Origin of the sequence: Carboxylicivirga litoralis, from assembly GCF_025499605.1 — a bacterium.
Classification (GTDB): Bacteria; Bacteroidota; Bacteroidia; order Bacteroidales; family Marinilabiliaceae; genus Carboxylicivirga; species Carboxylicivirga litoralis.
In genome coordinates, this window is sequence record NZ_JAFMVC010000028.1 from 24,177 (window position 1) to 50,879 (window position 26,703).

At 38.9% G+C, this 26,703-nt stretch carries 16 protein-coding genes; 11 read left to right on the plus strand and 5 right to left on the minus strand.

Translation table 11 applies throughout. The features are described from left to right. The first annotated feature begins 198 nt into the window (after window positions 1-198). From J1N10_RS17970 to J1N10_RS18015, 10 genes are all read left to right on the plus strand, one after another. Window positions 199-3,297: a SusC/RagA family TonB-linked outer membrane protein gene (locus J1N10_RS17970; protein WP_262328120.1), complete on the plus strand. Its 3,099-nt coding sequence runs from the start codon at window positions 199-201 to the stop codon at window positions 3,295-3,297. Between the two features lie 18 nt (window positions 3,298-3,315). Continuing rightward, on the plus strand, window positions 3,316-4,932 hold the full coding sequence (locus J1N10_RS17975; protein ID WP_262328121.1) for a RagB/SusD family nutrient uptake outer membrane protein: 1,617 nt from the start codon (window positions 3,316-3,318) through the stop codon (window positions 4,930-4,932). Between the two features lie 29 nt (window positions 4,933-4,961). Then, window positions 4,962-5,714 (plus strand): DUF5017 domain-containing protein, encoded by a 753-nt coding sequence (locus J1N10_RS17980; protein ID WP_262328122.1) that lies wholly within the window; start codon window positions 4,962-4,964, stop codon window positions 5,712-5,714. A 93-nt stretch (window positions 5,715-5,807) separates the two neighbouring features. Then, a complete protein-coding gene (locus J1N10_RS17985) occupies window positions 5,808-7,424 on the plus strand; it encodes a glycoside hydrolase family 31 protein (RefSeq protein WP_262328123.1) in 1,617 nt (538 codons plus the stop codon). Between the two features lie 25 nt (window positions 7,425-7,449). Further along, complete coding sequence (locus tag J1N10_RS17990; RefSeq protein WP_262328124.1) at window positions 7,450-8,907, plus strand: glycoside hydrolase family 27 protein; 1,458 nt, start codon at window positions 7,450-7,452, stop codon at window positions 8,905-8,907. 227 nt (window positions 8,908-9,134) lie between these two features. Continuing rightward, window positions 9,135-11,321, plus strand: a complete 2,187-nt coding sequence (locus tag J1N10_RS17995; protein WP_262328125.1) for a glycoside hydrolase family 3 N-terminal domain-containing protein — start codon at window positions 9,135-9,137, stop codon at window positions 11,319-11,321. Window positions 11,322-11,370: 49 nt separating this feature from the next. After that, window positions 11,371-13,038 carry a sulfatase family protein gene (locus J1N10_RS18000; RefSeq protein ID WP_262328126.1) on the plus strand — a complete coding sequence of 556 codons (1,668 nt, stop codon included), beginning with the start codon at window positions 11,371-11,373 and terminating at the stop codon, window positions 13,036-13,038. Between the two features lie 146 nt (window positions 13,039-13,184). After that, on the plus strand, window positions 13,185-14,768 hold the full coding sequence (locus J1N10_RS18005) for a sulfatase family protein (protein WP_262328127.1): 1,584 nt from the start codon (window positions 13,185-13,187) through the stop codon (window positions 14,766-14,768). Between the two features lie 77 nt (window positions 14,769-14,845). Beyond that, on the plus strand, window positions 14,846-15,889 hold the full coding sequence (locus J1N10_RS18010; protein ID WP_262328128.1) for a hypothetical protein: 1,044 nt from the start codon (window positions 14,846-14,848) through the stop codon (window positions 15,887-15,889). A gap of 7 nt (window positions 15,890-15,896) precedes the next feature. Beyond that, window positions 15,897-17,396 (plus strand): alpha-L-fucosidase, encoded by a 1,500-nt coding sequence (locus J1N10_RS18015; protein ID WP_262328129.1) that lies wholly within the window; start codon window positions 15,897-15,899, stop codon window positions 17,394-17,396. A gap of 54 nt (window positions 17,397-17,450) precedes the next feature. On the opposite strand, the gene J1N10_RS18020 is transcribed toward J1N10_RS18015, so the two are convergent. Further along, entirely contained in the window at window positions 17,451-18,806 is a 1,356-nt protein-coding gene (locus J1N10_RS18020; protein ID WP_262328130.1) for a glycoside hydrolase family 140 protein, read from the minus strand. A gap of 1,444 nt (window positions 18,807-20,250) precedes the next feature. Here J1N10_RS18020 and J1N10_RS18025 point away from each other — a divergent pair. Beyond that, window positions 20,251-24,462, plus strand: a complete 4,212-nt coding sequence (locus J1N10_RS18025; protein WP_262328131.1) for an SMEK domain-containing protein — start codon at window positions 20,251-20,253, stop codon at window positions 24,460-24,462. 181 nt (window positions 24,463-24,643) lie between these two features. Here the strand turns inward: J1N10_RS18025 and J1N10_RS18030 are convergent, their stop codons facing one another. The 4 genes from J1N10_RS18030 to J1N10_RS18045 all read right to left on the minus strand — a co-directional run. Then, a complete protein-coding gene (locus J1N10_RS18030; RefSeq protein ID WP_262328132.1) occupies window positions 24,644-25,099 on the minus strand; it encodes a DUF5675 family protein in 456 nt (151 codons plus the stop codon). Window positions 25,100-25,192: 93 nt separating this feature from the next. Beyond that, window positions 25,193-25,639, minus strand: a complete 447-nt coding sequence (locus J1N10_RS18035) for a holin family protein (RefSeq protein ID WP_262328133.1) — start codon at window positions 25,637-25,639, stop codon at window positions 25,193-25,195. A 293-nt stretch (window positions 25,640-25,932) separates the two neighbouring features. Further along, window positions 25,933-26,127: a hypothetical protein gene (locus tag J1N10_RS18040; protein WP_212187956.1), complete on the minus strand. Its 195-nt coding sequence runs from the start codon at window positions 26,125-26,127 to the stop codon at window positions 25,933-25,935. A gap of 87 nt (window positions 26,128-26,214) precedes the next feature. Continuing rightward, a partial coding sequence (locus J1N10_RS18045; protein WP_262328134.1) for a hypothetical protein occupies window positions 26,215-26,703 on the minus strand: 489 nt, incomplete at its 5' end.

Here is a 26,703-nt window from a genome sequence, read left to right on the forward strand (position 1 = left end):
ATTGTCCATTAACTGGCCAATTTTTATCCATCATTGAACGAATTAGTTCCAAAGTCTGGGATTTTGTAGGGCTATTGATGAATCTTAAAAGAAGTTAATTTGTATTTGAGAAAGTAAACTTATTTCTAATTCAACAGCGCTAAAAAAGAAATTGGAAGTATAAAAAAAACTAATTTGGAGCTTATAATTTTAAGGTTTATGAAAAAAAGATTAAAACGACAAGTTCACCTGTTAATATCGCTATCAGCTGTATTATTATGGTGTTTTGTCCCGGTTAATGCCTTTGCGCAACAACGCCAGGTAAATGGTAAAGTAATTGATAAGGAAAATCAAGAACCTATTCCGGGTGTATCTATTATTATTCAGGGTACAACTACAGGAACCATTACCGATGTTAATGGAGATTACTCAATTAAGGTGGGTGATTCGAGTGCTAAACTAACCTTCAGTTTTATTGGATTTGAGGATCAGACAATTGAAGTAGGTAACCAGAGTCAAATTAATGTTTCGTTAAAATCAGAGATAACTGACCTGGATGAAGTAGTTGTTGTTGGTTATGGAACAATGAAAAAACGTGACCTGACCGGTGCAGTTGCATCAGTTAAAGGAACCAGTATGGAAAAAGGAAGTCCAATAACAATGCAAAGTGCCTTAGCCGGTCGTGTTGCTGGTGTACAAGTGACGCAGGCAGATAATGGACCTGGAGCAGGTGTAAAAGTATTGATTCGAGGAGGTTCTACTCTAACTGGTGGTAATCAACCTTTATATGTAATTGATGGGTTTCCAATATTGCCGAATGATGATGATCCAAGTCAGAATCCTTTGGCCGATTTAAATCCGAATGACATTGAGTCGATGGAGATATTAAAGGATGCGTCATCAACAGCCATTTATGGTGCTGAAGGTGCCAATGGTGTAATTATAATCACCACAAAACTAGGGAAGGCAGGTCGTCCAAGTATTGATGTCAATTACAGTTATGGTCTGTCTGAGATGACGAATGTACCGGATATCTTAACGCCTGATGAATATCTGGATTGGCAGATCGAAAAAGGACCGGTGACCCAATTCGTCGATCCGGGTGCCTATACTGGTGCTTGGGAAGACATTAAGGAATCTGGGCAAAAAGGTAATGTGTGGATCGACAGAATTACGCGACAGGCAGAAACCCACAAAGCAGACATTAGCTTTAGTGGTGGTTCTGATGGAATGAAATATCGATTGTCTGGTAGTTACCTTGGTCAAGAAGGGGTGTTATTAAATTCGGATTTTAATCGTTTTAATTTGAATGCCAATTTAGAACAGAAAGTAGGTAAAAGAATAAGAGTTGGTGCAGCTCTAAAGTATTCAATGGCCGAAAAAGGAGGAATGGTTAACAGCTGGGATGAAAGCACAGTTGTAAAAACAGCTTTTCAGGTTAACCCATTTATGCCTGAAGATTACGATATCGAAGATATTAATGAGGAAGACGAAACCTATACCTGGAATAATGAGAATGTGCTGACTTATATGGACGAAGTAGATATTTCCTCTACTTCAGAACGTATGATTGGTAATATGTTCTTTGAATATAAGATTATGGAAGGTTTAAACTTTTATACCAGCTATGGTCTTAACAGTTTCAACGAAAACTATGAAGAGTTTTATCCTTCTTCTGTAAGAAGAGGAAACAATGTTGGAGGATTTGCAAATTTCCGCAATAGAAAAATGTTAAGTACCGCTTATCAGGCCCGTTTGAACTTCAATAAAAACGTCAATAAGCATAACTTTAATGGTACGGTTGTATTTGAGGCGAAAACCTCAGAAATGACGGATAAAAGATTTGGAGCTGAGGGGTTTGAAGAAGAGTCCAGGGGTTTATATGATTTATCGATGGCAACCACAGCATATTTTCCTTCAAATGTATATACTGATAATAATATGTTGTCATATCTAGGGCGTTTGGGATATAACTACAAAGGAAGGTACCTTTTGACAGCATCAATGAGAGCAGATGGTTCCTCGAAATTCGGTAAAAATAATAAATGGGGGTATTTCCCATCTGCGGCTGTAGGATGGTTAGCATCTGAAGAGGAATTTGTTAAAAATCTGAACACTTTCGACTTACTAAAATTGCGTTTGTCCTATGGTGTAACCGGTAATAATCAGATACCAACTTATCAGTCATTGGCAAGATTATCGACCGAGAAATATGTTTTTGACGATGCTTTGTTTGTCGGAATGGTTCCAGGAGGAATTGCTAATCCAGACCTTAAATGGGAAACAACACAACAATATAATATTGGATTGGACTTAGGCTTTTTTAAGAATCGCTTACTGATCACAACCGAAGCTTATTACAAGGAAACAAATGATTTATTGCTGGAGGTACAGTTGCCAACCACCTCTGGTTTTAAAAATGCATTAAAAAACGTTGGTGCAATCAGTAATAAAGGATTCGAGCTTGCCATTAACACTGTAAATGTTGATAATAAGCAATTCAAATGGACCAGTGCATTTACCTTTTCTTTAAACAGAAGTGAGGTATTGGATCTTGGTGAAAATAAAGAAATGTTTTTTACGCGTCAGTTTTATCATAAGGTGACAGATGAAGTGATTGTTAGGGTTGGTGAGCCAATTGGACGTTTTTATGGATACATTGAGGATGAGGTGCTTAATAGTGAGACAGAAATTGCTAATAGTCCGGGTATGGTTGCACTGGAAAATGAAGTAGGACAGATTAAGCTGCGTGATGTGAATGGTGATGGGGTGGTCAATACTGACGATAAAGTATTGATTGCGAATACGACACCAGATTTTGTCGGTGGTTTGAATAATGAATTTAATTATAAAAACTTTGATTTAAGTTTCTTCCTGCGTTGGAGCTATGGTAATGATGTGATTAATGGTAACGTAAGTTTTCTCGACAGGGTAGGTAGAGGTAATTGGAATACACTGCAGGGTTATGCGGATCATGCATTTTCACCTGTAAACCCAGAAGGAACGGTGCATGGTTCTGTACCAGATACTTATTCTACCCTGATGCGTAGTAGTTATGTTGAGGATGGTTCTTTCCTGAAGTGTGATTATATTACCTTAGGCTATACCCTGCCAAAGCATTTATTAACAAAAGTAAATGTTAACAAACTGCGGGTTTATGCCAGGGTAGATAACCCTTTTATGATTACCCGATATAGCTGGTTTGATCCCGAAGTAAGCACAGGCTGGGGCACTGTTGCCAAAGTTGGACCGGGTGTTGATGTAGGAACATACCCACGTGCTGTGACATACACATTAGGTGCGTCTATTAGTTTTTAATCTTAAATTTTAGAAAAAATGCAAAATATAAAATACTTTTTCATACTCCTGGCATTAACAGCTATGCTTAGTTCATGTCAAGATTTTTTGGATGAAGTACCAAAAACGGAAGCATCTCCTGAGAACTTTTATAAAACAGCTGAACACGCCGAAGCTGCGGTTGTGGGGGCATACAATGCTTTGCAACGAAACGGAGTTTACGGTCAGAATCAGCAGTATTTAACTACCGATATTATTCGATGTGCAAATTGGAACACGCAAGGCGGCATAGGAACCTATTCTTTTACATCTGAAAATACTCAGGTGGTAGCCGTAATCTGGCGAGAACATTTTAAAGGGATTAATGAAGCTAATTCGGCTATTACACACATTCCTAACATTGATATGGATGTGGACAGAAGAAATACACTAGTCGCTGAAGCTCGTTTCTTAAGAGCCTTACTGTATTTTAATTTGGTTCGCTATTATGGTGATGTGCCGTATATGGAATCGGAAGTAAACTCTTTGGATAATCTTGAAGTACCGCGAGATCCGGCAGAATTGGTATATAATAAAATAATTGCTGACTTAGAATTTGGAATCGAACACCTGGATGTAAAAGGTGAAGCAGCGGCAGGAAGAGCGACAGTAGGTTCGGCCAAAACCCTATTAGCTAAGGTTTACTTAACTCGTGGAAGTATGACCAAGCGAGATGGCAAAGGGGATGGATTATCCGATTTTCAAGCCGCAGCCACTTTAGCAGGAGAAGTAATAACAGATGGTGGTTACCAATTGTGTGAGTATTTTCCTGATGCTTTTATAGTTGAGAATAAAAATAACGATGAGATTATTTTTGATGTACAATTTAAAAGTGGTGGCTTAAACGAAGGAAATTATATTGGAATGCATATGGGGCTTCAGGGGCCGCCTGCATTAGGCGGTAGCTGGGGTAATATCATCTCAACGCAATACTTTCATACCATCTATGAACCAACAGATCTAGTGAGGCAAGAGTGGACTTCGTGTCACGTACGTGTACAAGGTAATGGCACTTTAAGGACTGATTATGCAGAAATGTTCTGGGAATCATGGAAGATAGGAAAGTTCAGACGTTATCCGGTTCGTAATCCTGATTTTGTGTTTAGTGATCATGATATCCATTGGCCGGTATTAAGGTATTCAGAAGTGTTTTTGATTTATGCGGAAGCCCTTAACGAAGTCAATAATGGGCCTACTGATGAAGTGTTTGCAGCGTTGAATGAACTAAGAAAAAGAGCACGCAACGTGAATGGAGATGGTACCAGGGAATACTTGCATGAAGATTATCTTCCAAGAGATTTAACTTATGATGCAAACATACTGCCGGATATATCATCTTTAGATTTTCCCGATTATGAATCGATGAAGGAATATATCATGTTAGAGCGTGCCCGTGAATTGGGTGGAGAATGTAAACGATGGTTTGATCTTGTTCGTTGGGGAAAGTTGGTTGAGAATATCAAATTTATTGCAACTTATACTCCTCCAGGAAGAACCAGACCTGAAGATCAGTGGGCAACCACAGCAAATAATGTATCCGATCATCATATGCTTTTACCGATTCCAATTTCTGAAATGAATGCTAACCCAGCATTGGAACAGAATCCAGGATATTAATCGTAATATTAAATGAAATGACTAGAATAATGATAAAAAATATAAAGCCTTTGACAATACTCCTTGCTATAATGACTTTGGTGGGTTGTAGCAAAGATATTGAGAGTCCGGAAACCAGCTTTACAGCGGATAAAGTTAGTTTATTAGTTGGCGAAACTGTGACCTTTACAGTGACTGGTGATGCGGAAACCTATGTGATATTTACGGGCGATAACATGCATGACTATACAAAAAGTCACCTGGCCATTACGGAAGGTTTTGATGTAGATCAGGAAGAAGTTGTATTAACAGCAGATAGTTTAATTAGTCTTACTCCTTGGTTTATTAATATTGTAGATATTCACAATGCAAGTTTGCAACCTGGAACTACGCCTGTTGACGCCAATGCCATATTGGGTAATATAGAAACTTTAGTCGATAATAATTACACAAATAAAGAAACGGCTATCTATGAAGCTTATCTCTTTATGACAGAGTTTAATAGCGCGGAGCAAGGTAAGGCTCAGAATACAGCAAGAGAAATGGTAAACTTGTATTATGAAGATCACAGTGTCCTTTTAGCTCCTGAAGAAGGCTTTTCAACCGGGTTTGCCATAAACCGGTATGATAAAACGTTTGAGTATGCTTACAACGAGGCTGGCACCTATACCGTTACTCTTGTTGCAACCAATGTTGGAGATAAGAAATATTCAGGCTCAGGCTATAGTGATGACAGAACATCATCTGGAGATGAATATGATTTAAGCCGCACCATTAAAGAACTAAGTATTACTGTTCAATAGCTATTCAGCATTTTAGAAGAAGTTAATTGAACTATAACTCCCTGCTTGTATTTCATCAAGCAGGCAGGGAGTTGTATATCTATTACATTTACTATGAAGTATATAATTGTTTGTATATCACTATTCTTTTTAAGTGTGGGGACTTTCTCCCAAGAGAAAGAATCAATTGAAATAGTCGTTGAAAATGACGAGTATTGGTGGGGAGGGTTAAGCTCCATTGGTCACCAAACACCATATGATAAGCATTCTGAGTTCTCGGTTAATCTTTGGGGGAATAATAGAGGGAATCAGGCACAGCCGCTTTTATTATCCAGTAATGGTCGATATGTGTGGTGTGAAAGTCCTATTGAATATGGTATTTCTAATGGAAAACTAACTGTTACATCACAAAATGGCAAAATACATTCTGGTATAGCGGGTAGCAACTTAGAGTCAGCATACAAGTACGTTGTTGAAAATTATTTTCCATCTAATGGCAAAATTCCGGATGAATTATTGTTTACCAATCCGCAATACAATACCTGGATTGAGCTGATGTATGATCAGAACGAGGAGGATATTCTAAAATATGCGCAAAGCATCATCGATAACGGTTATCCTCCCGGTGTTTTAATGATTGATGATAACTGGCAGGAAGATTACGGAACCTGGGAGTTCTCAACTCGCAGATTCAAAGATCCTAAAGGCATGATTGAAAAACTTCACAACATGGGCTTTAAGGTGATGATGTGGGTGTGTCCTTTTGTGAGTGCTGATTCGGAGGTGTTTCGTAAGCTGGCTGCCGATGGGCTTTTGTTGCTCGATGCTGAAAGGACCCAGGAAATTCTATGGGCTAATACCAGAAACAAAGCAGCCGTAGTTCGTTGGTGGAATGGCGCCAGTGCCTGTTTAGATTTGAGCAATCCTAAAGCACAAGAATGGTTTAAAGGAGAGTTGGACAATCTGGTTAGTGAATATGGAGTGGACGGTTTTAAGTTTGATGCGGGTGATGCTCAGTTTTATAAAGACGGATTGGTGTCTTTTAATGAATCATTGCCTAATGACCATACCCGCTATTTTGCTGAGATGGGGTTACACTATCCATTGAATGAATACAGAGCTTCGTGGAAGATGGCAGGTTTGCCTTTAGCACAACGTTTAAGAGATAAAGGACACAAATGGGAAGATCTTGAAAAGTTAATTCCCGATCAAATGTCGCAGAGTGTGATGGGCTATGCCTATACCTGTCCCGATATGATTGGTGGTGGTGAATACCAGTCCTTTTTGAAAACAGCTGAGATAGATGAAGAATTAATAGTTCGTTCGGCTCAGGTGCATGCTCTAATGCCTATGATGCAGTTTTCTGTGGCGCCATGGCGTGTGTTATCTAAAGAAAATGAAGAGATATGCCTTGAGATGGCTAAACTTCATCAGCAATTTGGGGAGCATATATTGCAATTGGCTAAAAAAGCATCTACAGCAGGTGAACCAATTGTTAAGCCCATGGAGTTAGCATTCCCTGATAATGGATACGAAACCATTAAAGACCAGTTTGTTTTGGGGAACGATATGATTGTGGCACCTGTAGTAAAAAAAGGAGCACGTTCCAGAGAAGTAGTACTTCCAAAGGGTAGATGGATAGATGAAAATGGGAAAAAATACAAAGGTGGGAAAACCATTGAAATAACGGTGCCACTTGAGCGCCTGCCGTATTTTAAAATGCTTAAATAGACTTAATCCTGGATACCTGAATAATATGAAGATAAAAAATATTAATAAGATTATAGTATCAGCTTTGCTCTTTGGAACACTCGCTGTTAGTTGTTTGTCAAAAAGCAAGGATACAACGGAGGTAAGCAGTGCGCCTGCCCAGTTAGCCTTAACACCACCAATGGGGTGGAATAGTTTTGATAGTTATGGTGTATACCTGCACGAAGAGGCTGCAATGGCTAATCTTGAGGCCTTTGCCGAGAAACTGAAACCTCACGGCTATGAATATTTCGTTATTGATGCCGGATGGTTTGGTGAATTTAAACTACAGGAAGGGACATTGTACCCAGCAGAAAAACATGCCGTGAAACTAAATTTTAATGAATATGGGCTACTTCAACCTTCAAAAACGTATTTCCCTAACGGATTGCAACCGATAATTGATCGCTGCCATGAGTTAGGCCTTAAATTTGGTATTCACCTGATGAGGGGCATTCCTAGGGCAGCTTTTGAAGCTAATACCAAAGTAAAGGGTACAAAATACTTTGCACAGGATATTGCTGATACAACTAGTATTTGCGAGTGGAATCATCAAAATTTTGGCGTTGATATGTCAAAACCTGGAGCACAAGAATTCTACAATAGCTTAATTAATCAAATGGCAGATTGGGGCGTTGACTTTTTGAAGTATGATGACCTGGTGCCTTTCCCAGAGGAGGTGGAGGCTATTGCAAATGCCATAGAGCAATGTGGAAGACCAATTGTTTACAGCCTTAGTCCCGGTGGAGATGTAGATGTAAATGCAATTAAGTCCTTCAAGCGGGCCAATATGTTACGGGTAACACATGATATTTGGGACGACCAAATAGGCTTAAACCAATGTTTTGCAGCATGGCGGAAATGGCAAGGCCATGAAAAGCCAGGTTTTTGGATTGACATGGATATGATCCCTTTTGGACAACTGCAGCTTATGTCGCCTAAACCCGAAGGGGTTATTGGGAATGAGACAAAAAAGGAAATACTTAAAAAGATCGAAACAGGAGAATTAAGTAATATTGAACTCTTGTCAGGTAAAGGGTGGACGCGTCAGAGCAATTTTACCAAAGATCAGATGTATACTTTTATTACCTTAAGAGCTTTATCAGCATCACCTTTAATGATGGGAGGTGATCTGCCTACGCTTGATAATTTTTCCTTGGAGCTCATTACCAACAAGGATGTTTTAGAATGTAATCAGAATGGTATAATGGGCAGCCTGATTTATGATAAGGAAGGTATCGAAATTTGGAAGACACCGAAGAAAGATGGCGAAGGAGGATGGATCGGAATATTTAACCGCTCCAAAGAGATCAAGTCTATACATGTTGCATATAAAGAATTAGGGCTTGATTCAACTACGGATTATAGCATAATCAATATTTGGGATAAAACAAAAATAGATTTACCTGATGATTTTGCAATTAATTCAAATGGAGTAGTCTTTATAAAATACTTATCCAAATAAAAATGTAGTTTTTGATTACCCTTATGATTTTATTTGTGTATCGCAATCTGCGTATAGCCAATAGGTTATATGTAGATTGTGTGCAGATTCATTTTATTTTTAAGCGTATTTTAATTTGAGATGGCCATTTTAACATACGTACATACTGTTTTAAGCTTCTTTTTTCTGCATAAAATTGAGATTAATGAAGCATAAGGAAATCTTTAAAATGCTTTAAATGTAATTCTATGAACAGGGTATTAGTGTTGCTTTTTTTTAGTTTGTTATTCACTCAAGTATATTCTCAGGAACTAAAATGGCTAGATAGTAATTTGGATATGGAAACCAGAATTTCATCCTTAATTGATGAAATGACACTTGACGAAAAAATATCGCAAACTGTGAATGCAAGTGCGGGAATTGAACGATTAAGCATAGATGAATACAATTGGTGGAGTGAAGCCTTGCATGGAGTAGCCCGATCTGGAAGAGCTACAGTTTTTCCACAGGCCATTGGTTTAGGAGCCACTTTTGATCCGGTTTTAATTGAATCGATTGGCTGTGCTATTTCCGATGAAGCCAGGGCTATCAATAACCATCTTTTAAATAGCGGTAAAAATCAAACCTTATATCAGGGACTTACATTTTGGTCGCCTAATGTTAATATTTTTCGTGACCCACGATGGGGAAGAGGACAAGAAACATACGGTGAAGATCCATACCTTTCAGGAACTTTGGGAGCTTCATTTATAAAAGGGATGCAAGGGGATCATCCAAAATACCTTAAAGTAGCTACCTGTGCCAAGCATTTTGCAGTTCACAGTGGTCCTGAAGCCTTAAGGCATGAATTCAATGCAATAGCTAATGATAAAGATTTAAGAGAAACGTATTTACCTGCATTTAAAAAATGTGTTGATGCAGGCGTTGAGGCTGTTATGTGTGCCTATAACAGAACGAATGATGAAGGATGTTGTGGCAGTAATGTGCTGTTGAAAGATATATTAATTGATGAATGGAATTTTGAAGGCCATATCGTGAGTGATTGTGGGGCACTTGAGAATTTTCATAAAAAGCATGGTTTAACTTCAAGTTCAGCTGAATCAGCAGCGCTTGCATTGAGAAGCGGCGTCAATTTAAATTGTGGCGATACTTATCAGCATGGTCTTAAAAGTGCGATTGAGCAGGGGTTGATTACTGAACAGGATTTGGATAAAAGTCTGGCACGCCTGCTTGGAACCCGCTTTAAATTGGGGATGTTTGATGAAGCAGATGTTAATCCTTATCGTGCAATTGGTACAGATGCCATAAATAGCAAAGAAAATAAACAATTAGCCTTGGAGTCCGCTCATAAATCAATTGTTTTATTAAAAAATAACAACACATTGCCCCTGAAAAAAGAGAGCAATTTTATTTATCTGACAGGGCCTCTGGCTTCAAATACCTTATCATTGGTAGGAAACTACAATGGTATTAATTCTGATATGCGTACAATTTTAGAAGGGGTTGCGGCAAAAGTATCTCCTTCAACACGATTGCAATACAGACAAGGAGCCTTATTAACTACTGAAAATAAGAATAGTCTGGATTGGTACAGTGGTCAGGCAAAGGATGCTGATGCCACCATTGTTGTTTTGGGTCTTACACTATTATTAGAAGGCGAAGAAGGCGAATCAATTGCATCTTCAGCTAAAGGCGATATTCTGGATATGTCGCTTCCAGAAAGTCAATTGAATCTGCTAAGAAAAATAAGTGCCAGAGCTAAATCAAACAATAAAAAGGTGGTAACTGTAATTTGTGCTGGCATGCCACTTGATTTGAGAGAGATTTCTGAGCTATCAGATGCGGTGCTGTATGCTTGGTATCCCGGAGAAAGAGGAGGGGATGCCGTTGCCGATATTCTTTTTGGGGATGTATCACCATCAGGTAAATTACCAATTACGTTTCCCAAATCTGTAGACCAATTACCAGACTATGATGATTATTCAATGGTGGGGCGAACATACAAATACATGAAAGTTAGTCCATTGTATCCATTCGGATTTGGGCTTGGATATGCTGATTTGACATGGAAAAACCTTAGGGTTTCTAATGAATCTGTTAAAAAGAATGAAACTGTTGAAATTTCAATAGAAATTGAGAACGAAAAAGGTTTTAAAGCAGATGAGGTTGTTCAGTTATATGTAAGTATTCAAAATAATAAGGAGCAACTACCAAATTCTACTCTAATTGATTTTAAAAGAATTACAATAGAGGGTCATGGAAAAAGCAAAGTTGATTTTTCTATCCCTTACGAAGCTTTTGTCTACTTCAATGATTATGGACAAAGAATTCAACATAAAGGAAAAGCAAAGCTTGTTTTAAGTAATTCATCTCCCTGTGAAAGATCTAAAGATTTAGGTGCTGCACTATTTGAAACAGAGGTAAGAGTGAATTAGATAAATGCATGTGGTTTATGTCGGTCAACTCCAAAATGTCATAAATAAGATGATAAATACAGTTGTAATAAAGATCCTTTTAATCCTGGCTCTTATCAAAATAGGAGTAAATACTAATGCACAGGTATATGCAAAAATAGAAAAGCAATACCAGAAGGTTTATGGTACACCAGAGAAGGATTCCATTAATCCGAGTGAGTTAAATTTTTTGCTTATCACAAGTGATCAGCATCATTGGATGGCGATGGGATATAACAATCCTGATGTTCAAACACCTAATTTAGAACGTTTGGCTAAAAGAGGAGTTGTTTTCGACAGGGCTTATTGTCCTAATCCGACCTGTACACCAACGCGTGCATCAATTATTACAGGTATGATGCCAAGCCAACATGGAGCTTATGTTTTAGGTACAAAATTACCAGAAGAAGTCATTACTATTGGTGACGAGTTGTCGAATGCTGGTTATCAAACAGCATTAATAGGGAAAGCACATTTTCAGCCGTTCGAAGGAACGGCTGAATTTCCTTCTCTGGAAGCTTATCCAATTCTTCAGGAGCTTGATTTTTGGAGAAATTTTTCAGGTCCATTCTACGGCTTTAACCACATTGAATTGGCCAGAAATCACGGGGATGAACCTCATGTTGGGCAGCACTATGTCATATGGATGGAAGAAAAACTAAAATCTGAAGGAAAAGCTCCTAACAGTTGGAAGAACTGGTTTAGGAAACCTACAGGTACTTCTGAAGCACAATACGGGTTATGGAACCTGCCGGAAGAATATCATATGAATACCTGGATTGCCGAAAGAACCAACCAGCTACTTGAAGACTGTACTCGTAAAAAGAAGCCCTTTTTTATGTGGGCAAGTTTCTTTGATCCTCATCCACCTTACCTGGTTTCCGGGAAATGGGCTGATATGTATGATCCAATACAAATGAAAGTTCCGGAAATTAAAGAGGGGGAAATGGACGATATGCCTCCTGTGTATAAAAAGACTCAAGAACAGCATCCTGATTTTTCTGAATTCAAGGATTCGAAACTTTGGAGCGCGGGCTTAGGTTCACATATAACGAGAACAAATAAAGAGAAAGCCAAAGATATGGCTCTTTATTATGGAATGATTTCATTTATGGATCAAGAAATTGGAAAGATACTTGACAAACTGGATGAGCTTGGGTTAACTGAAAAAACAATCGTCTTATTTACAACTGATCACGGACATGTTTATGGTCAACATGGCCTTATCAAGAAAGGACCATTTATGTATGAGGATCTGGTTAAAGTACCAATGATTGTCGCCTGTCCTGGTACTATACCGCAAGGAGAAAGGTCGCCGTCATTACAGTCATTAATTGATATTGCTCCAACGTTTTTATCTCTTGCCGGATTAGATGCTCCACGCTGTATGACCGGAGTTGACCAAAAAACAGTTTGGAAAGGGGATGTGGAATCCTTGCGAAATAATGTGTTGGTCGAAAATCATCAGCAACCTTATTCGTTGTATCAAAAACAATTGATTACAGAGCGTTATAAACTAACTACTTATATGAATCATAGTTATGGTGAGTTGTTTGATTTGAAGAATGATCCTGGTGAATTAAATAATCTATGGGATAACCTGGATTATCTTCAGTTAAAATTGGATTTGTTGATACAGTTAATACAGGCTGAGATGAAACAGGAGACAATAAAGGTGGACCGCACTGCCGCTGCCTGATTAGGAAACTATACCGACCTAAGAATTATAATCAATGATTTCAGAAATGATGCTAAGTGACCAAGTTAAGTTGACAGGCTTTATTCAGAATCTTTATTTTTAAGTTGAACTATTTATTACCCTATACTTCAAGTCAATTGATATTTATGAGGAATTTATTATTGTCATTTATTGTTTTGTTGTTTGTAACAGCATGTAGTTCCAGAGAGAATACCCAAAATAGAAGGCCCAATATTCTATTCTGCATCATGGATGATGCTTCGCCACATATGAGTGCCTATGGTTGTGAATGGGTGAATACGCCAGCTTTCGACCGTCTGGCCGATCAGGGTATATTGTTTAAGAATGCTTATACACCCAATGCAAAATGTGCACCTTCCAGAGCCAATGTTATTACCGGACGTAACTCATGGCAGCTGGAGGAGGCGGCAAACCATGTAATTAATTTTCCGGCCAAGTTTAAGACTTTTCCCGAAGTTCTGCGTGAGAATGGGTATGCGACCGGTAAAACAGGTAAAGGTTGGGGGCCTGGAAATCCGGGTGAGCTGGATGGTAAACCAAGGTTATTAATTGGAGAGTCCTATAACAGTAATAAAACCCAACCATGGGCCAGCAAAATGAGCACTGAAGACTATGCGTCTAATTTTGATGCGTTTTTAGATGATGTTTCGGAAGAGGAACCTTGGTTTTTCTGGTTTGGAGCTAGGGAACCTCATCGTGAATATGAGTATGGTTCTGGTCAGAGGGTAGCAGGTAAAAATCTTGCAGATATTGATTCGGTGCCAGCATTTTGGCCCGATAATGAGGTTGTCAGAAATGATATGCTGGATTATGCCCTGGAGATTGAATACGTCGATTCGCATTTGGAACGGATGATTAATAATCTTGAGAAAAGAGGCGTGTTGGATAATACTATTATAGTTGTAACTTCTGATCATGGTATGCCATTCCCCCGTTGTAAAGCGCAGGAGTATGAGTATTCCAACCATGTTCCATTGGCCATTATGTGGCCCCAAGGGATTAAAAAACCCGGCCGCACAGTCAATGATATGGTCAGTTTTATTGACTTTGCGCCTACCTTTCTGGAATTAGCCAGTATCAGCTTTGAAGCATCCGGCATGCATAGTTCACCAGGTATCAGTTTGACTGATATTTTTTATTCAGATAAAGATGGTCAAGTTAATCCGAAAAGAGATAATGTTGTGATAGGCAAAGAACGACATGATTACAGCCGCCCTGAAAATAAAGGCTATCCAATACGTGGCATCGTATCCAATGATTTTTTGTACTTGTACAATTATGATATTTCGCTATGGCCTGCAGGAAATCCTGAAATTGGTTACCTCGATATTGATGGTTCGCCCACAAAAACAGAAATACTAAGGTTGTTTCGCTCAGGTGAGGACGCTAAATACTGGGAGTGGTCAATGGGAAAGCGAACAACGCATGAAGAGTTATACCAGATTAGCAAAGACAAGGAATGCATGAATAATCTGGCATCAGATTCAGCCTTTATCGTTCTTAAGGACAGTTTAAAAAACAGAATGGAAAAGATTCTGCGAGAACAAGAAGATCCGCGTATGTTTGGTAATGGAGATATCTTTAACACCTATGGATACTCCAACGATCAGGGCTGGAATTACTACGAGCGTTTTATGGAGGGAGAGTTCACCATCGAAAATACAGGCTGGGTAAACCCGGGAGATTGTGAGAAAGAACCAATAGAATAACCAGTAACTGAATTGATCACAGACATAGCAAAAGGCTCACCGTAGCTTGTGACATTCTGAATATAAAATTCGTACAAATGAAATATATACATAAGGCCTATATATTAACGTTTTTGGTATTAGTTGCTTCAATTTTTACATTAAAAGCACAAGAGAAAAAAGAGATCGACATATTGTTTATTGGCAATAGTTTCACTGCCAGACACGACCTTAGTGAGCTCGTAAAACAAGTGTTTGAAGAGGGTAAGCCTAATTTAACTGTAAATGTTGAAAAAGTTATTTATGGTGGTCAGAGCCTGTTTCAGCACCACGAATATTATTACTCTCAAACTTTTATTGAACAGAATACCATTCAAGATGAGACTATTCAAAATCGAATAGCTGAAATGCAGAATTTATTAGAGTTAAATGAGCTACCAGATGAATTTGTTGATTTTTGGCAGGACATTAGAAAAAAGAAGGCGAGAGATTTTCCAAAGAACCTTATTGAGATAGCCATTAAACGCCATGATGCATTGTTAAATAAAAAGGTGCGAAGGAAATGGGATTATGTGGTGTTGCAAAGTTGGATGGATGAAATACCGGATTTGAATGATGGTTATGCCAAATATGCCAGAAAAATGTCCAGGATTGCAAAAGAAGAGGGAGCTGAGGTGATTTTGTATATCACTGCGCCTGACATTCAGAATAAAGAGTCGGTTTCTTCCCCAATTAATCAAGAAAATGTTGATCAGGAAATAAGCTTTGTCATTGACCTTGCTAAAGAATTAAAGCCTTATGCCGTCGTTCATGTTCCATTGGCTATTAACATGATTCAGCAGGGAGGTACAGACTTGACTTTTTGTTATATAAACGACTTTCATCCCAATCAGCGGACAGCATTTTTAACTGCCAATATGTTTTACGCAGCTTTTTTTAAGGAATGTACAGAAAGATTCAGGTTTAATACAGTAACTGAAACCAAAACACATACAAACGATCAGAATCCAGAAGCAAAACTGGACCCCGATGGTAACCCTGCCACTGTTGTATTTGAAAAAGAGGAGAAAAACTATTTACAAAGTATGGCCTACAAAGCTGCGGTGAAATTTGTGCAGCAATGGAAAAAGCAGTCAAACTGAAAATCACATGAAGCAACTTAGTTATCTTTTAGTGGGCTTATTATTAATAAGCATTTCGGCCAAGAGCCAGATTATTGAGCCATCAAATAAGCCAAATAAAACTCAGGAATTGCTAATCGAGAGAGGATATGGAATGTTTATACATTTCGGAGTTAATACGTTTGCTAATAAAGAATGGTCTGATGGAACAATTCCTGCTAGCATTTATAATCCTATGAATCTGGATTGTGATCAGTGGGTACGAATTGCTCGCGATGCCGGGTTTCGTTATGTTTTGTTGGTGACAAAGCATCATGATGGCTTTTGTTTGTGGGATAGTAAATTTACTGAATATGATGTGGCAACATCCCCGGTAAAAACAGATGTGGTTGCAGAAGTGGCCAAAGCCTGTAAAAAGTATGGTCTTGAACTGGGGATTTATTATTCACTTTGGGACAGAAATCATCCTTCTTATACCGATGAAAATCAAAAAGTATATGTGGATTATATGATTAATCAATTGACTGAGTTATTAAGCGATTATGGGCCTATTTGCGAATTATGGTTTGATGGGGGATGGGATCGTGAAGTTGCTGACTGGGATCTGGATCGGGTTTACAAATTTGTCAAGGGCATGCAACCTACCTGTGCGGTTGGAGTTAATCATACCATAGAACTGTCGCCAGGTTCTCGGAAATTTGCAATGCCCGATTCAATGATTGTTGATGACAAATACAGGTTTCAGTATTTTCCGGGCGATTTTCGTTTGTGGGATCCTAAAATAGCCCACAAGTTGGATAAAAAACAATACATCCATAAAGGAGAATCATATTATTTGCCATTTGAGAATACCATTTGCATCAGCAAAAGGTGGAACTGGTTTCAGAAAGATAATATCAGGCCTGTTAGGGAATTGGATGAGTTGGAAGAGTTATTTTACTGGTGTACAGACAATGATAATACACTTGTGATGAATGTACCACCTGATAATACAGGCCTTATAAGAGAGCATGAAGCGAATACGATCATTGCTTTGGGGAAGCGCCTGAATCTCAGAAGAGGAGAGCTTCTGCCACGTAATGGTGAATTTATTTCTCTCGGAGCTAAAGTCAATGTGTCATCCACCAAAAGCAATGATATTGATAAGTTTGGTGGTCAGTTGGCTGTTGACGGGGGAATGCATACACGCTGGGCTGCCTCTGATACTTTATCGATGTTAGAAATAATGCTCAATCCGGAAAAATCGTTTAATAAAATAGCAATATTTGAATATCAGGACAGTAAAGATGGAGGTGATGGATTTTCTAATTACAGAACAAACAGGATTCAGTCCTACTGTATTGATATTTTGCTGAATAGAGGGTGGAAAACTATCTATATGAATGATGAACCTATGGGCGACTGTAAGGTTATAAAATTCCCCCATCCTTATCGCACATCAAAATTACGGTTCCGCGTACTTAAGGCAACAGCTCTTCCTTCAATTTATGAATTGAATGTGATTTTATCAGATAATGTGGCCCTTTAAGAGGTTATTAAGAAGACAAACTAATAGAATTGTATTTGCTCTTTGAAAGAATGGCTAAAGTTTGACTGCTGTCAATATCAAAAGAAAATCGCTTCCCCAGCCATGGCTCCATGGTTCAAATTTGTGTGGCAAGCTAGTTTTATAGCTGCCTAGATGTTTTTTCTTTCCACTACGAGGGTTAAACCAATAGGCTTCTATATTCTCGGCATTTAATTTTGGTAAATCGATTTCAATTGGAATCCCTAAAGGTGTATAGGCAATAAGTGTTTTATGATCTTTTGTAGCAGAGCATAAAATGTACGATTCATCCTCTATATTTTCATTAAGTATTAACGATTGGTTAGGTATCATACTTTGCCAGGGGAGCTTCTCAAATATTTGTCTTAGATATCCCATTTGAATAGAGCCTGGCAGCTGAAGTGCTATCTGCCAATCAGTCCGTGCTTCAAGTATTGGAGTCTTGTTTATATCATACATTTGCCAGATATCATTACAGCCGTATGTATATCCTGCAGCACCTGCAAGAAAACTCCAATAGGCCGAAATTCTAACATCTGCATCATCAAGCCAACCATAATCGTTATTCTCCCAAAATCTATCTGGTATGTTTTCATACCTTGCTTCACCATTAATAATTGGTCGTTTGGGAGCGATATTTCTGCTGTAAATAACAAATGAGTACTCTCGTGCAGTTCTGCTATGTCCACTTTGATACATGTCCAAATCAAGCCATGATTCATTAAAATAGTCAGTGGCCTTTTTTCCTCCAACAGGGTGGAAGGTTATTAAATGCTTACTATCAACTTCTCGGATACCATGTGCCATCTTTTTGATAATTTGAGCATGAGTTTCATTTTCAATGGCTCGGTCTCCGCCAAGTATCCATATTAGATTGTTATAGTTTAGATATCTTTTTGCTAGTAATTGACCATAAATAGCAGCATTATCAGGATTGAAAATTTCTGGTCCGGCTCCCCATTTCTTATTGAACTTATCTCCCCAAGCAGGCAGTATGGCTATATATAGTCCAAGTTCATTCGCCTTTTCTATTACGTAATCAACATGAGTGAAATAGGCCTCATTTAATTTGGTCGGATCATTATCCAATAAAGGAGTTGCTCCATAAGCATTTTTAGTATTTAAACCATCAAGCTCAGCAAGTATTACAGTCTGTATAACTGTAAAACCTTTTTTTGCTCGATCAAACAAATATTGATCCACTTCATTTTTATTCAGTCGATGTATGAGCTCCCACGCAGTATCACCTAACCAAAAAAAAGGTTCATTATCTTGAGTCACAATAAAACATCTGTCTTTACTTACTTTTAATAAAGGCAGATCTTGGCTGTTACTTGCCTCGACAGATAGAATAAGGATAGAAATGGTAAGGATGAGTCTTATAAATCGCATATCTATTACTAATGTGTTAGTTATATTATTAATTTTTATACAATTAAGTAACCAATTTTCACTGTTAATATAAGTAGTAAATCTCGGTATATATCTACATTTAATAAATTTATTCGCTAGAAAAAATTTATTAAATGTAGCATGTAAATAAGAAATGAAAAACGTAATATTTTATGCGATTCTGATGCTAACAGAGTCTTAGTGTTAAACCTGTTGTAATTTATAGGTTGAATTAGTCTGTAAAATGCTGTCAAACAGTATCATTGGAGATTCCTTGTCGCGCGGTTCATAGGCGTTCGTCATCCCTTGTCAGCAAAAGCTCATGCCGTATCGTGCCAGCCAATGCCTCCGTGTCTGTTTTTAAAGTCTGGGCATCCGCTGTCACGCCCTCCGGGTGGCTCATTCCCTATTTCATTTCTAACAATCATTAATCCCAAACCTCATCAATTCATCAGTTTCGCAATTCACCAGTTCGACATCAACTAACCAAGCTGTAAATCATCTCACTACTCATATCTCATTACTCACCTCTAATATTCGCCAATCCGTCATGCCCTTTGCAGTTCCCACGGTCTTCCTCACGGCAGCTCTCTTTATGTTTCGGGCACATTGTCATCTCAGCCTGGCGTTCCGCCACTTCGTTGGGCGTAGCGTCACGCTACGTCCGTTCTGCCAATAAACCCTCACCACAACCGCTGCCAGTGTTAGGCTCGCCTGCTAGTCGCGGCGGGCATCGGGCTGTCGCATTATTTGCACTGGCCTCCGTTCACACTCCGCTTCCCCAGTGCCTGCAGTCGCCTCATCTCATTCGCATTTACCCGGCTCATACTTCACCTGGTAACCACTCACTCGCCTCAGCAACTTCGCCACCCCACATAAGGCGCATTCGTTTCCCATTCAACTGATAAACTCCTCAACTTTTAAACTTCACTTTAACCAATTCGACACCACCTAACCAAGCTGTAAATCATTTCTCTCCTTCAGGGGAGATGCCGTAGGCAGAGGGGTGTCAAACCAAGCTGCAAATCAACTCACCGCTCAAATCTCATCGCTCACCTCTAATCTCTCATGCCCCTTATTTTCCCAACGCACGCTCCATCTTCACTCCACCCACAGCAAATAATCCGCCAGCCCTCGGCTTGTTCGTTCCGTACCTCCACTACCAAGCTATGCCAGTTTCCGCTTCCTTTGGTCGCTCTCAACCTGCCACCCTTGCTCCACTCGCAGTCGGCTCGGCCCGCCATTCCACCGCAAACCACCCTCGATACCTCGGGGTTCATTGCGCTTCCATCCCAACGCTAGCCGCAGGCGCTTGGACCTACAATTTTAAATCGTGCATTTTTAAAACTAAGACAACATTCATTTGATAACCTTGATTTTATCGTACAAGAGAAATAATGATTAAATTTGAGGTAATACACATCCTTTAAGACCTCGATTGTAAATGGCTATTCCTCTAGAAGAACTACGACGTATAATTCGTGCAGAATTAATAGATAAAATACAGTCTGAAATAAAGCAGCGTTATAAAAGTGGGGAAGCCAGTATGGCCTGGATAGCCGAACTCTTTATTCAAGAATTGCTAAATGTTGTTTTTAAAGGTGATTATCAATTTATAAACCTCAACCATAAACACCCCAACTATCCGGCAGTTGACTTAGGGGATACAAATAAAGGAGTGGCATGGCAAATAACAGTCACAAATAGTGAAGCGGGAATTAAAAAGAAAATTTCAGATACCCTCAAAAGCTTTTATGAAAATTGTGAGAGGGAAAAATTTGCGGAACTCAAAATATATAAGGAGTTACATTTATTTGTAGCAACCGGATTACCTGATAAACTTGATAGTAAATTTATTCCTAAAAGCGTTCAAACGAAACATGGCGAAGTAGTTGTTGAAAGTTCGTTCTTTAATGAAACGCATATCTGGGACTTTAACCGACTTATAAATGAAAAACTAAGAGGAACCAGTACTTCTTTATTGGAAGATGTTGAAAGGGTTGTAAAAAGAATTGCTCATCGTCCAGTGCAACCACAATACGTATTTGACAGAGAAATTATTGAAAGGACGGTTTCGATTGGAGATAGATATAGGGAGCCTATAACAAAAGATATTTTTCCTGATGGCAAAAGGCATATTGCACTACTGGCAAATGCTGCCGAGGGAAAAACTCTTTATATGGACTATCTGGCTAAAAAGTTCTCTCTAAAAGGTGATGTATTCTGCATTAGAGCACGCTTGATTAAGTATGCCACATCTATTCTCAACCTGATTGAAAGCGAATGTAAGAACTGGCAGAATTGTTATTACGGACAAAAACTGATTGTCTTACTTGATGGATTAGATGAGGTGAATAGCATCCAGCTTAGCAGGGTGTTTAAGGAAATTGAAGAGTTTGTTAAGTTATTCCCTCACGTTCATGTTATCACATCTTGCCGTACAAATGTTTACCCACTTGGCACAAATGGAGATGAGGATGAAAACTTCAGCGCTTCACCTTGTTTTTTGGAGCTTATTAAAGAAAAAGAACGACAAGACTATATTATAAAGAAGTTAGGCCATAGAGCTGACGCCTTTATTTCAGCCATTAATACCAGTGCTTTTGATAAACTTATTGAAACACCATTTTTTCTTGTAGAGCTCATCGACTTGTATCAGGAAAACGGCACACTTCCTTCGAATAAAGCGGCTTTAATGGCTGAATTAGTCGAAAGACGTTTTAAGTATGAACTTAAGAAAATTGATATAAATCAAGCAATTACTAGTAACCGAATTAAGATTGACACCTGCTTAAAGCAACTTGCTTTGGTTATGCTGATTAGTGGTACAAACCGAATTAGTGAGATACAGATGCAGCAAATCATAAGTGATGCTGCATTAAGGAAACTGATACAGCGGGTGATGTTGGAACCGATTGACAGTAATAAAGGTGATTGGCGATTCTACCACAATAATTTTCTGGAGTATTATGCCGCTTTCAGCTTAATAGAGTCAGATTGGAGTCAAATACATGAAACCATTCGAATACCAGGTACGGAAAATCTGCGCCCCAGATGGCTGAATACAGTATCTTTTTTTATAAGTATTGCTCAAGATGAAGCTGACGAGGATGAGTATAATAAATTGATTAACTGGCTTGCTGAGTTTAACAAAAATGCCATTGTCAAATTTGAGGTTGAAACCTTAAGTAGTGCGCAGCGCAATGACATATTATTTAGTCTGCTTGATGAGCACCGAAGAGACAATTTGAGGATTTGGCGTGACGGTTATACTGTTGAAGACTTGGCAAAGTTCATTGAGATAGATAACAATCAAGAGGCCGTTAACTGTTTAATAACGATATTGAAAGAGGAGAACCTACCTGAGAATTTTATCATTGATATCTTAGACTTATTAAATCAGTTAAAAGAGACAGCGGATTATAAAGTAGAACTTGTTGAGGTGTATTTAGGGATATACCGACAAAATTACACAAACAACATAGGATATCGGATATTAGCCGGATTGCACCAGTGGCAAATGTATGATACGGTTATCTTAAAAGAAATTACGAGTGACCATTATGACTTGACTAAAGTAGAAAGTCTGTTTGCATACCTTGATTACATTGGGGATTCTGATTATCATGACATAACCATGGATTTTATGGAGCGTTCAGTAATTGCATTGTTAGACGAAGATTATGGTACAAGCTTTTATTCTTACCCAAAAGCCTTAGGTCTTATAAAAACACGAGAACAAATGCTGGCGTTTCTGGATGTTTTAATGGATGTAGGTAAAGAGGAGCGCTACAGTGAGGTGTGGTCAGATAATAATGTTTGGAACATTATCATTAGTAAAATTGACGATTTAGCACGCATACTACTCCTTCAAGAAGACTATCCGAAGTTCTTGCAATGCATTGATTATATAGGCGGTAAAATTGCCATTTTCGGCAGAGTTTATGAACCTCTTTCTAAAATAAACCTTTTTACTCATCATCTGGATATTGATTCAGTATTTATAGATTACCTCCAGCAAGGCGATAAAATGAAACATTATGACGACAGACATTTTATTATTCCGGCTTTGCTTTATACAGAAGACAAGCTCGATGTTTTGTTTAAGTTATATAAGGAAAACAAAATAAGTCATAGGTGTGCCATCAATTTTTCAAATACGATTTATCGACTGGATAAAGAGAAAGGTATTAGACTTAATGATGCCTTAAAAGCCTATTCCGATGATTTTAAACAAGATGAAAACCCCTGGGATAAGCAACGCCAATTAAAAGAGGAGTTGTTCCTTAAGTCTTTGTTGGACAAATCTCTTTTTAAAAGTCATCTGATAAAAATATTTGAGCTACTTGAAGATACCATTCATTGGGAACACCTTGTGAGTAAAATGTTTTATGAAGATGGACCGCTAGGGCCAGAAATTGATATTGCATTAGATTTATTGCAGGAGCTTGTCCCTAAAGATGGTTCTCTGACTAAAAGTGAAATATGGAAATGGTTTGAAAATGATGATAAATGGGAGTGGTTTGTTGTAGTTCAATACACACGGCTAAGTTACAACTCAATAATTCCTTCAGATAATCTTCAATGGATTAGGAACTGGTGTACTTCTGTTGAGCAGAAATCTTTAATTGATTGGTCGAAGCTTGATATTATAAATACTTATTTATGTAGAAATTATATAACCTTGTTGCTTGCCAGCGACTCGAAGCCTTCAGATGAGACCTGTATCAAACTTGTTCGTTACATTGGTTACTACAGTTCCATAAATCATAGGAGAAAAAACAAAGAACTAACTTTACTTTCCTGGTTGCAGAGTAAGATTGGTGATAAAGTAGTGCAAAAGGAAGTTATCAGGTTGTTAGAGGAAGGCATTAAAGACAGTGTTAGTTTACAAGAGCTACTATCATATGCCGAATCTAAAAAACTAAAAACCTTAAGAAATGCTTTGGTTGACTATTGTATTAACCCAGCAGTGGAATATTACTTACGTAATCGAGCATTCGATATATACGTAAAATTTGGAGGTGGCTATGTGCCTGTTTTCGAACAATACCCTGCTCTTATCGAGAAGGAGCATCAGGTGAATTGGCACATGATAAACCTGATTTCGAAACACAACATTGACGCTATTACGAGTTGGTTAGACGAAAAATGGGAATTGCTTCAGATAAATGTTAGCAGAGCGGCCATCCAATACCTCAAAAAAGACCCGGAAAAAGGAATGGATATTTACTTAACGGCCCTGATGGATAGGCAAGAGCCATTGAGTGATATTTTTTATGAGCATGGCAATTTCATAAAAAGCATTGAGGTCAATAACTGTGATAGCGAACAATTGAAACATTTCTTATTAAAGATTTTAACCATCTATGCCGGCAAGGATTTCAATTATGGAGAAAGAGATGAAACGATTATGTGTTCTTTTAATCAGTTAGTAGAACTCTTTAAACTGAATCCAGAAAATGCCTTTATGGATGATATCTCCAAACATATTGATTTCTTGAGGGACTCAGAGCACAATGATACTCCCTTTGGCAATATTTTATATTGGCATAAAGATTTTGAAAGACAATGTTTCGAATTCATAGACCAGGGAACAAGTTTTAAGAAAGCACTGAAAGAGGTTAAAGGATTGGTTCCAGAATTGTTCGTTTAAATTAATCAAGGCGTGTAACCTCAGGTATATCCCACCTTCAAATCCTTAAACAAAGGTCTTCCAGCCTGCCAAATAGTAAAGGTCAAGCCCTCCGGGTTCGGGCTACGCCCTCAACCTTGACTTTATTTGCTAGGCTGTAAAAAAGGTGGTTTAAGGGTTTAAGGCTAGATGTATTCCAGTATTAATTAATATCACAGACTTGCAGATAGACTGAGTCATCATTAATCAAAGCATCCCTCACAACAGCATAAATCCGATTATACGCCACCGTACTACTCCCGATAAAACCATCCTTCACCTGGTTATTATTGACACTATCCCCAACCAATAAACAACCGGCTGTATCGTCATCGTCATTGCCTTTATGAATCAGAATATCCGTAAAGCCTGGCACATCCATTATCTGCAGCATCCCTTGATGAAAATCCGCACCATATTTCCTCAGGTACCGCCAATGATGCCCACCAAAAGTTCGCAACACAACCCGGTACCGGCCAGCAGGAATTCGCGCTTCACCCATTACCTTAACCATCCGGTACTCATCCTCCAGCGTATAACAAGCAAACACCCCATCAATAAACAACAAGCCCAAAGTACTCTCCTCTGAACTACTATATCTCACAACTTTTAATTCCATAGCCATTTTTTTAAATCATCATGCAAATCAATTCTCCCCTTGGGGAGATGCCGAGAGGCAGTGGGGGAACCAACGACCTATAGACCTAATAGCCTATTTGCCTTTATTCATCATTTCACTCACCAACGGCGCCACATTCTTCACCGCCCGTTCACCAAACAAGAACCCCAACACTAGAAAATTAATAATCCAGAAAGCCGATTCCAGCTTCTCATGCCCCTTCAACGACCAGTTACCCGCAAATACCATATAATCCATGTACGCCACAAAATAGCCCCACAATGGCCGCTGAGCACCGCGCATAAAGAGCACCAACTTACCCAGCCAACCCGATTGGTGCAGGTCCTTAGCCGTGCCCTCCAAGTCTTTTATACGCTGATTAAATTCATGCTCCGCCTCCAGCGATAGTCTCACAGCCTCCACCTCATGCCTGTGCTGCAATTCCAATAGCTCCGTCTTTATTTGCCGCTTCTCAGCCCCGGTCGTCACAAATCGGTCGATGAGCTCCCCCACATCCTTAAAAACACTATTTCCCAACAAAGCCGTCACCTTCTCTAAAAATTTCATATCCAATTCATTTTTAAAATTATACTATTCAATTCTCCCCTCGGCGGTCATCGAGCGGAGTCGAGATGGAGATGCCGGAGGCAGAGGGGGTATTAGCTCAATTCGCAATCAAAAAAAGAGCTCTTGAATCCAACAATCCAAGAGCCCTCCAACACACACTTCATCAACGACCGTTGTCGCCAAAACCAACCTGTCCTGAATTCGAGAATCTTGATTTTGTTATCAAAATCTTAGATGAATTTAATCGGGAAACCTAATCGATAAAACTATGAGTCTTTCTTCGAATGATTCTTTAAAAAATACTTCAGCAGCCACGACACCCCAAAACTCACCATCGTTCCTAGTATCGTATAAAACACCGTCTCCACAACACCCTCAAACGTTATCCCATTCAACACACTAATCAGCGTACCGCCCAGGAAACCAACCTTACCACTACCATTCAATGAAGCCTCACTCATATTAAGTCTTTTTTAAGCCAAGCTGCAATTCAACTCACTTGTCATCGCTCCCGCGATAACTATCGCGGTCTCATCTCTATAAGGTGGTTACACCTTATCCACCTCCACAATAGCCATTGGATTATGCGTTTTCGTCTGAATCGGATACATATGCCCATTCACCTCCTGATGGTACTCTACGCCAACAACAACAAATACCGGATGAGGTGAATCAGCAGAAATGGCACTATCCAGATTGATAGCGGCCTGCTCCAATGCAGATAATTCCACATCTGCACTATCTTTCACATCCACTTCGTAGCTCTGGTTGCCAAAGTCAACCGCAGCTGTTGCCAGGATAAAACGAACATGCGTAGCGCCTTCCACCTGAGGAATCTCTTCACTCGGATTAAAAGCATCAATAGCCACTTGTGTAGTACCTGCAGCACGGTCAAATGCAATCGTGTGGCTCAATTTTAAAATCGATTCTAATGGAGCCGCCGCATTTAACTCAAAACCTTTCAGTAAGGTCAAATCACCATCCAACACATTACGCTCACCGCGTCGGTTGGTCGTATCCGCCTGGATAGCTTTCAG

Bases quoted from the DNA above. Each gene is read 5' to 3' on its own strand.
- J1N10_RS18020 (WP_262328130.1), bottom strand. From the start codon at position 18,806: ATGCGATTTATAAGACTCATCCTTACCATTTCTATCCTTATTCTATCT.
- J1N10_RS17980 (WP_262328122.1), top strand. From the start codon at position 4,962: ATGATAAAAAATATAAAGCCTTTGACAATACTCCTTGCTATAATGACT.
- J1N10_RS17985 (WP_262328123.1), top strand. From the start codon at position 5,808: ATGAAGTATATAATTGTTTGTATATCACTATTCTTTTTAAGTGTGGGG.
- J1N10_RS18040 (WP_212187956.1), bottom strand. From the start codon at position 26,127: ATGAGTGAGGCTTCATTGAATGGTAGTGGTAAGGTTGGTTTCCTGGGC.
- J1N10_RS18000 (WP_262328126.1), top strand. From the start codon at position 11,371: ATGATAAATACAGTTGTAATAAAGATCCTTTTAATCCTGGCTCTTATC.
- J1N10_RS18030 (WP_262328132.1), bottom strand. From the start codon at position 25,099: ATGGAATTAAAAGTTGTGAGATATAGTAGTTCAGAGGAGAGTACTTTG.
- J1N10_RS17975 (WP_262328121.1), top strand. From the start codon at position 3,316: ATGCAAAATATAAAATACTTTTTCATACTCCTGGCATTAACAGCTATG.
- J1N10_RS18015 (WP_262328129.1), top strand. From the start codon at position 15,897: ATGAAGCAACTTAGTTATCTTTTAGTGGGCTTATTATTAATAAGCATT.
- J1N10_RS17970 (WP_262328120.1), top strand. From the start codon at position 199: ATGAAAAAAAGATTAAAACGACAAGTTCACCTGTTAATATCGCTATCA.
- J1N10_RS17995 (WP_262328125.1), top strand. From the start codon at position 9,135: ATGAACAGGGTATTAGTGTTGCTTTTTTTTAGTTTGTTATTCACTCAA.
- J1N10_RS18005 (WP_262328127.1), top strand. From the start codon at position 13,185: ATGAGGAATTTATTATTGTCATTTATTGTTTTGTTGTTTGTAACAGCA.
- J1N10_RS18010 (WP_262328128.1), top strand. From the start codon at position 14,846: ATGAAATATATACATAAGGCCTATATATTAACGTTTTTGGTATTAGTT.
- J1N10_RS17990 (WP_262328124.1), top strand. From the start codon at position 7,450: ATGAAGATAAAAAATATTAATAAGATTATAGTATCAGCTTTGCTCTTT.
- J1N10_RS18025 (WP_262328131.1), top strand. From the start codon at position 20,251: ATGGCTATTCCTCTAGAAGAACTACGACGTATAATTCGTGCAGAATTA.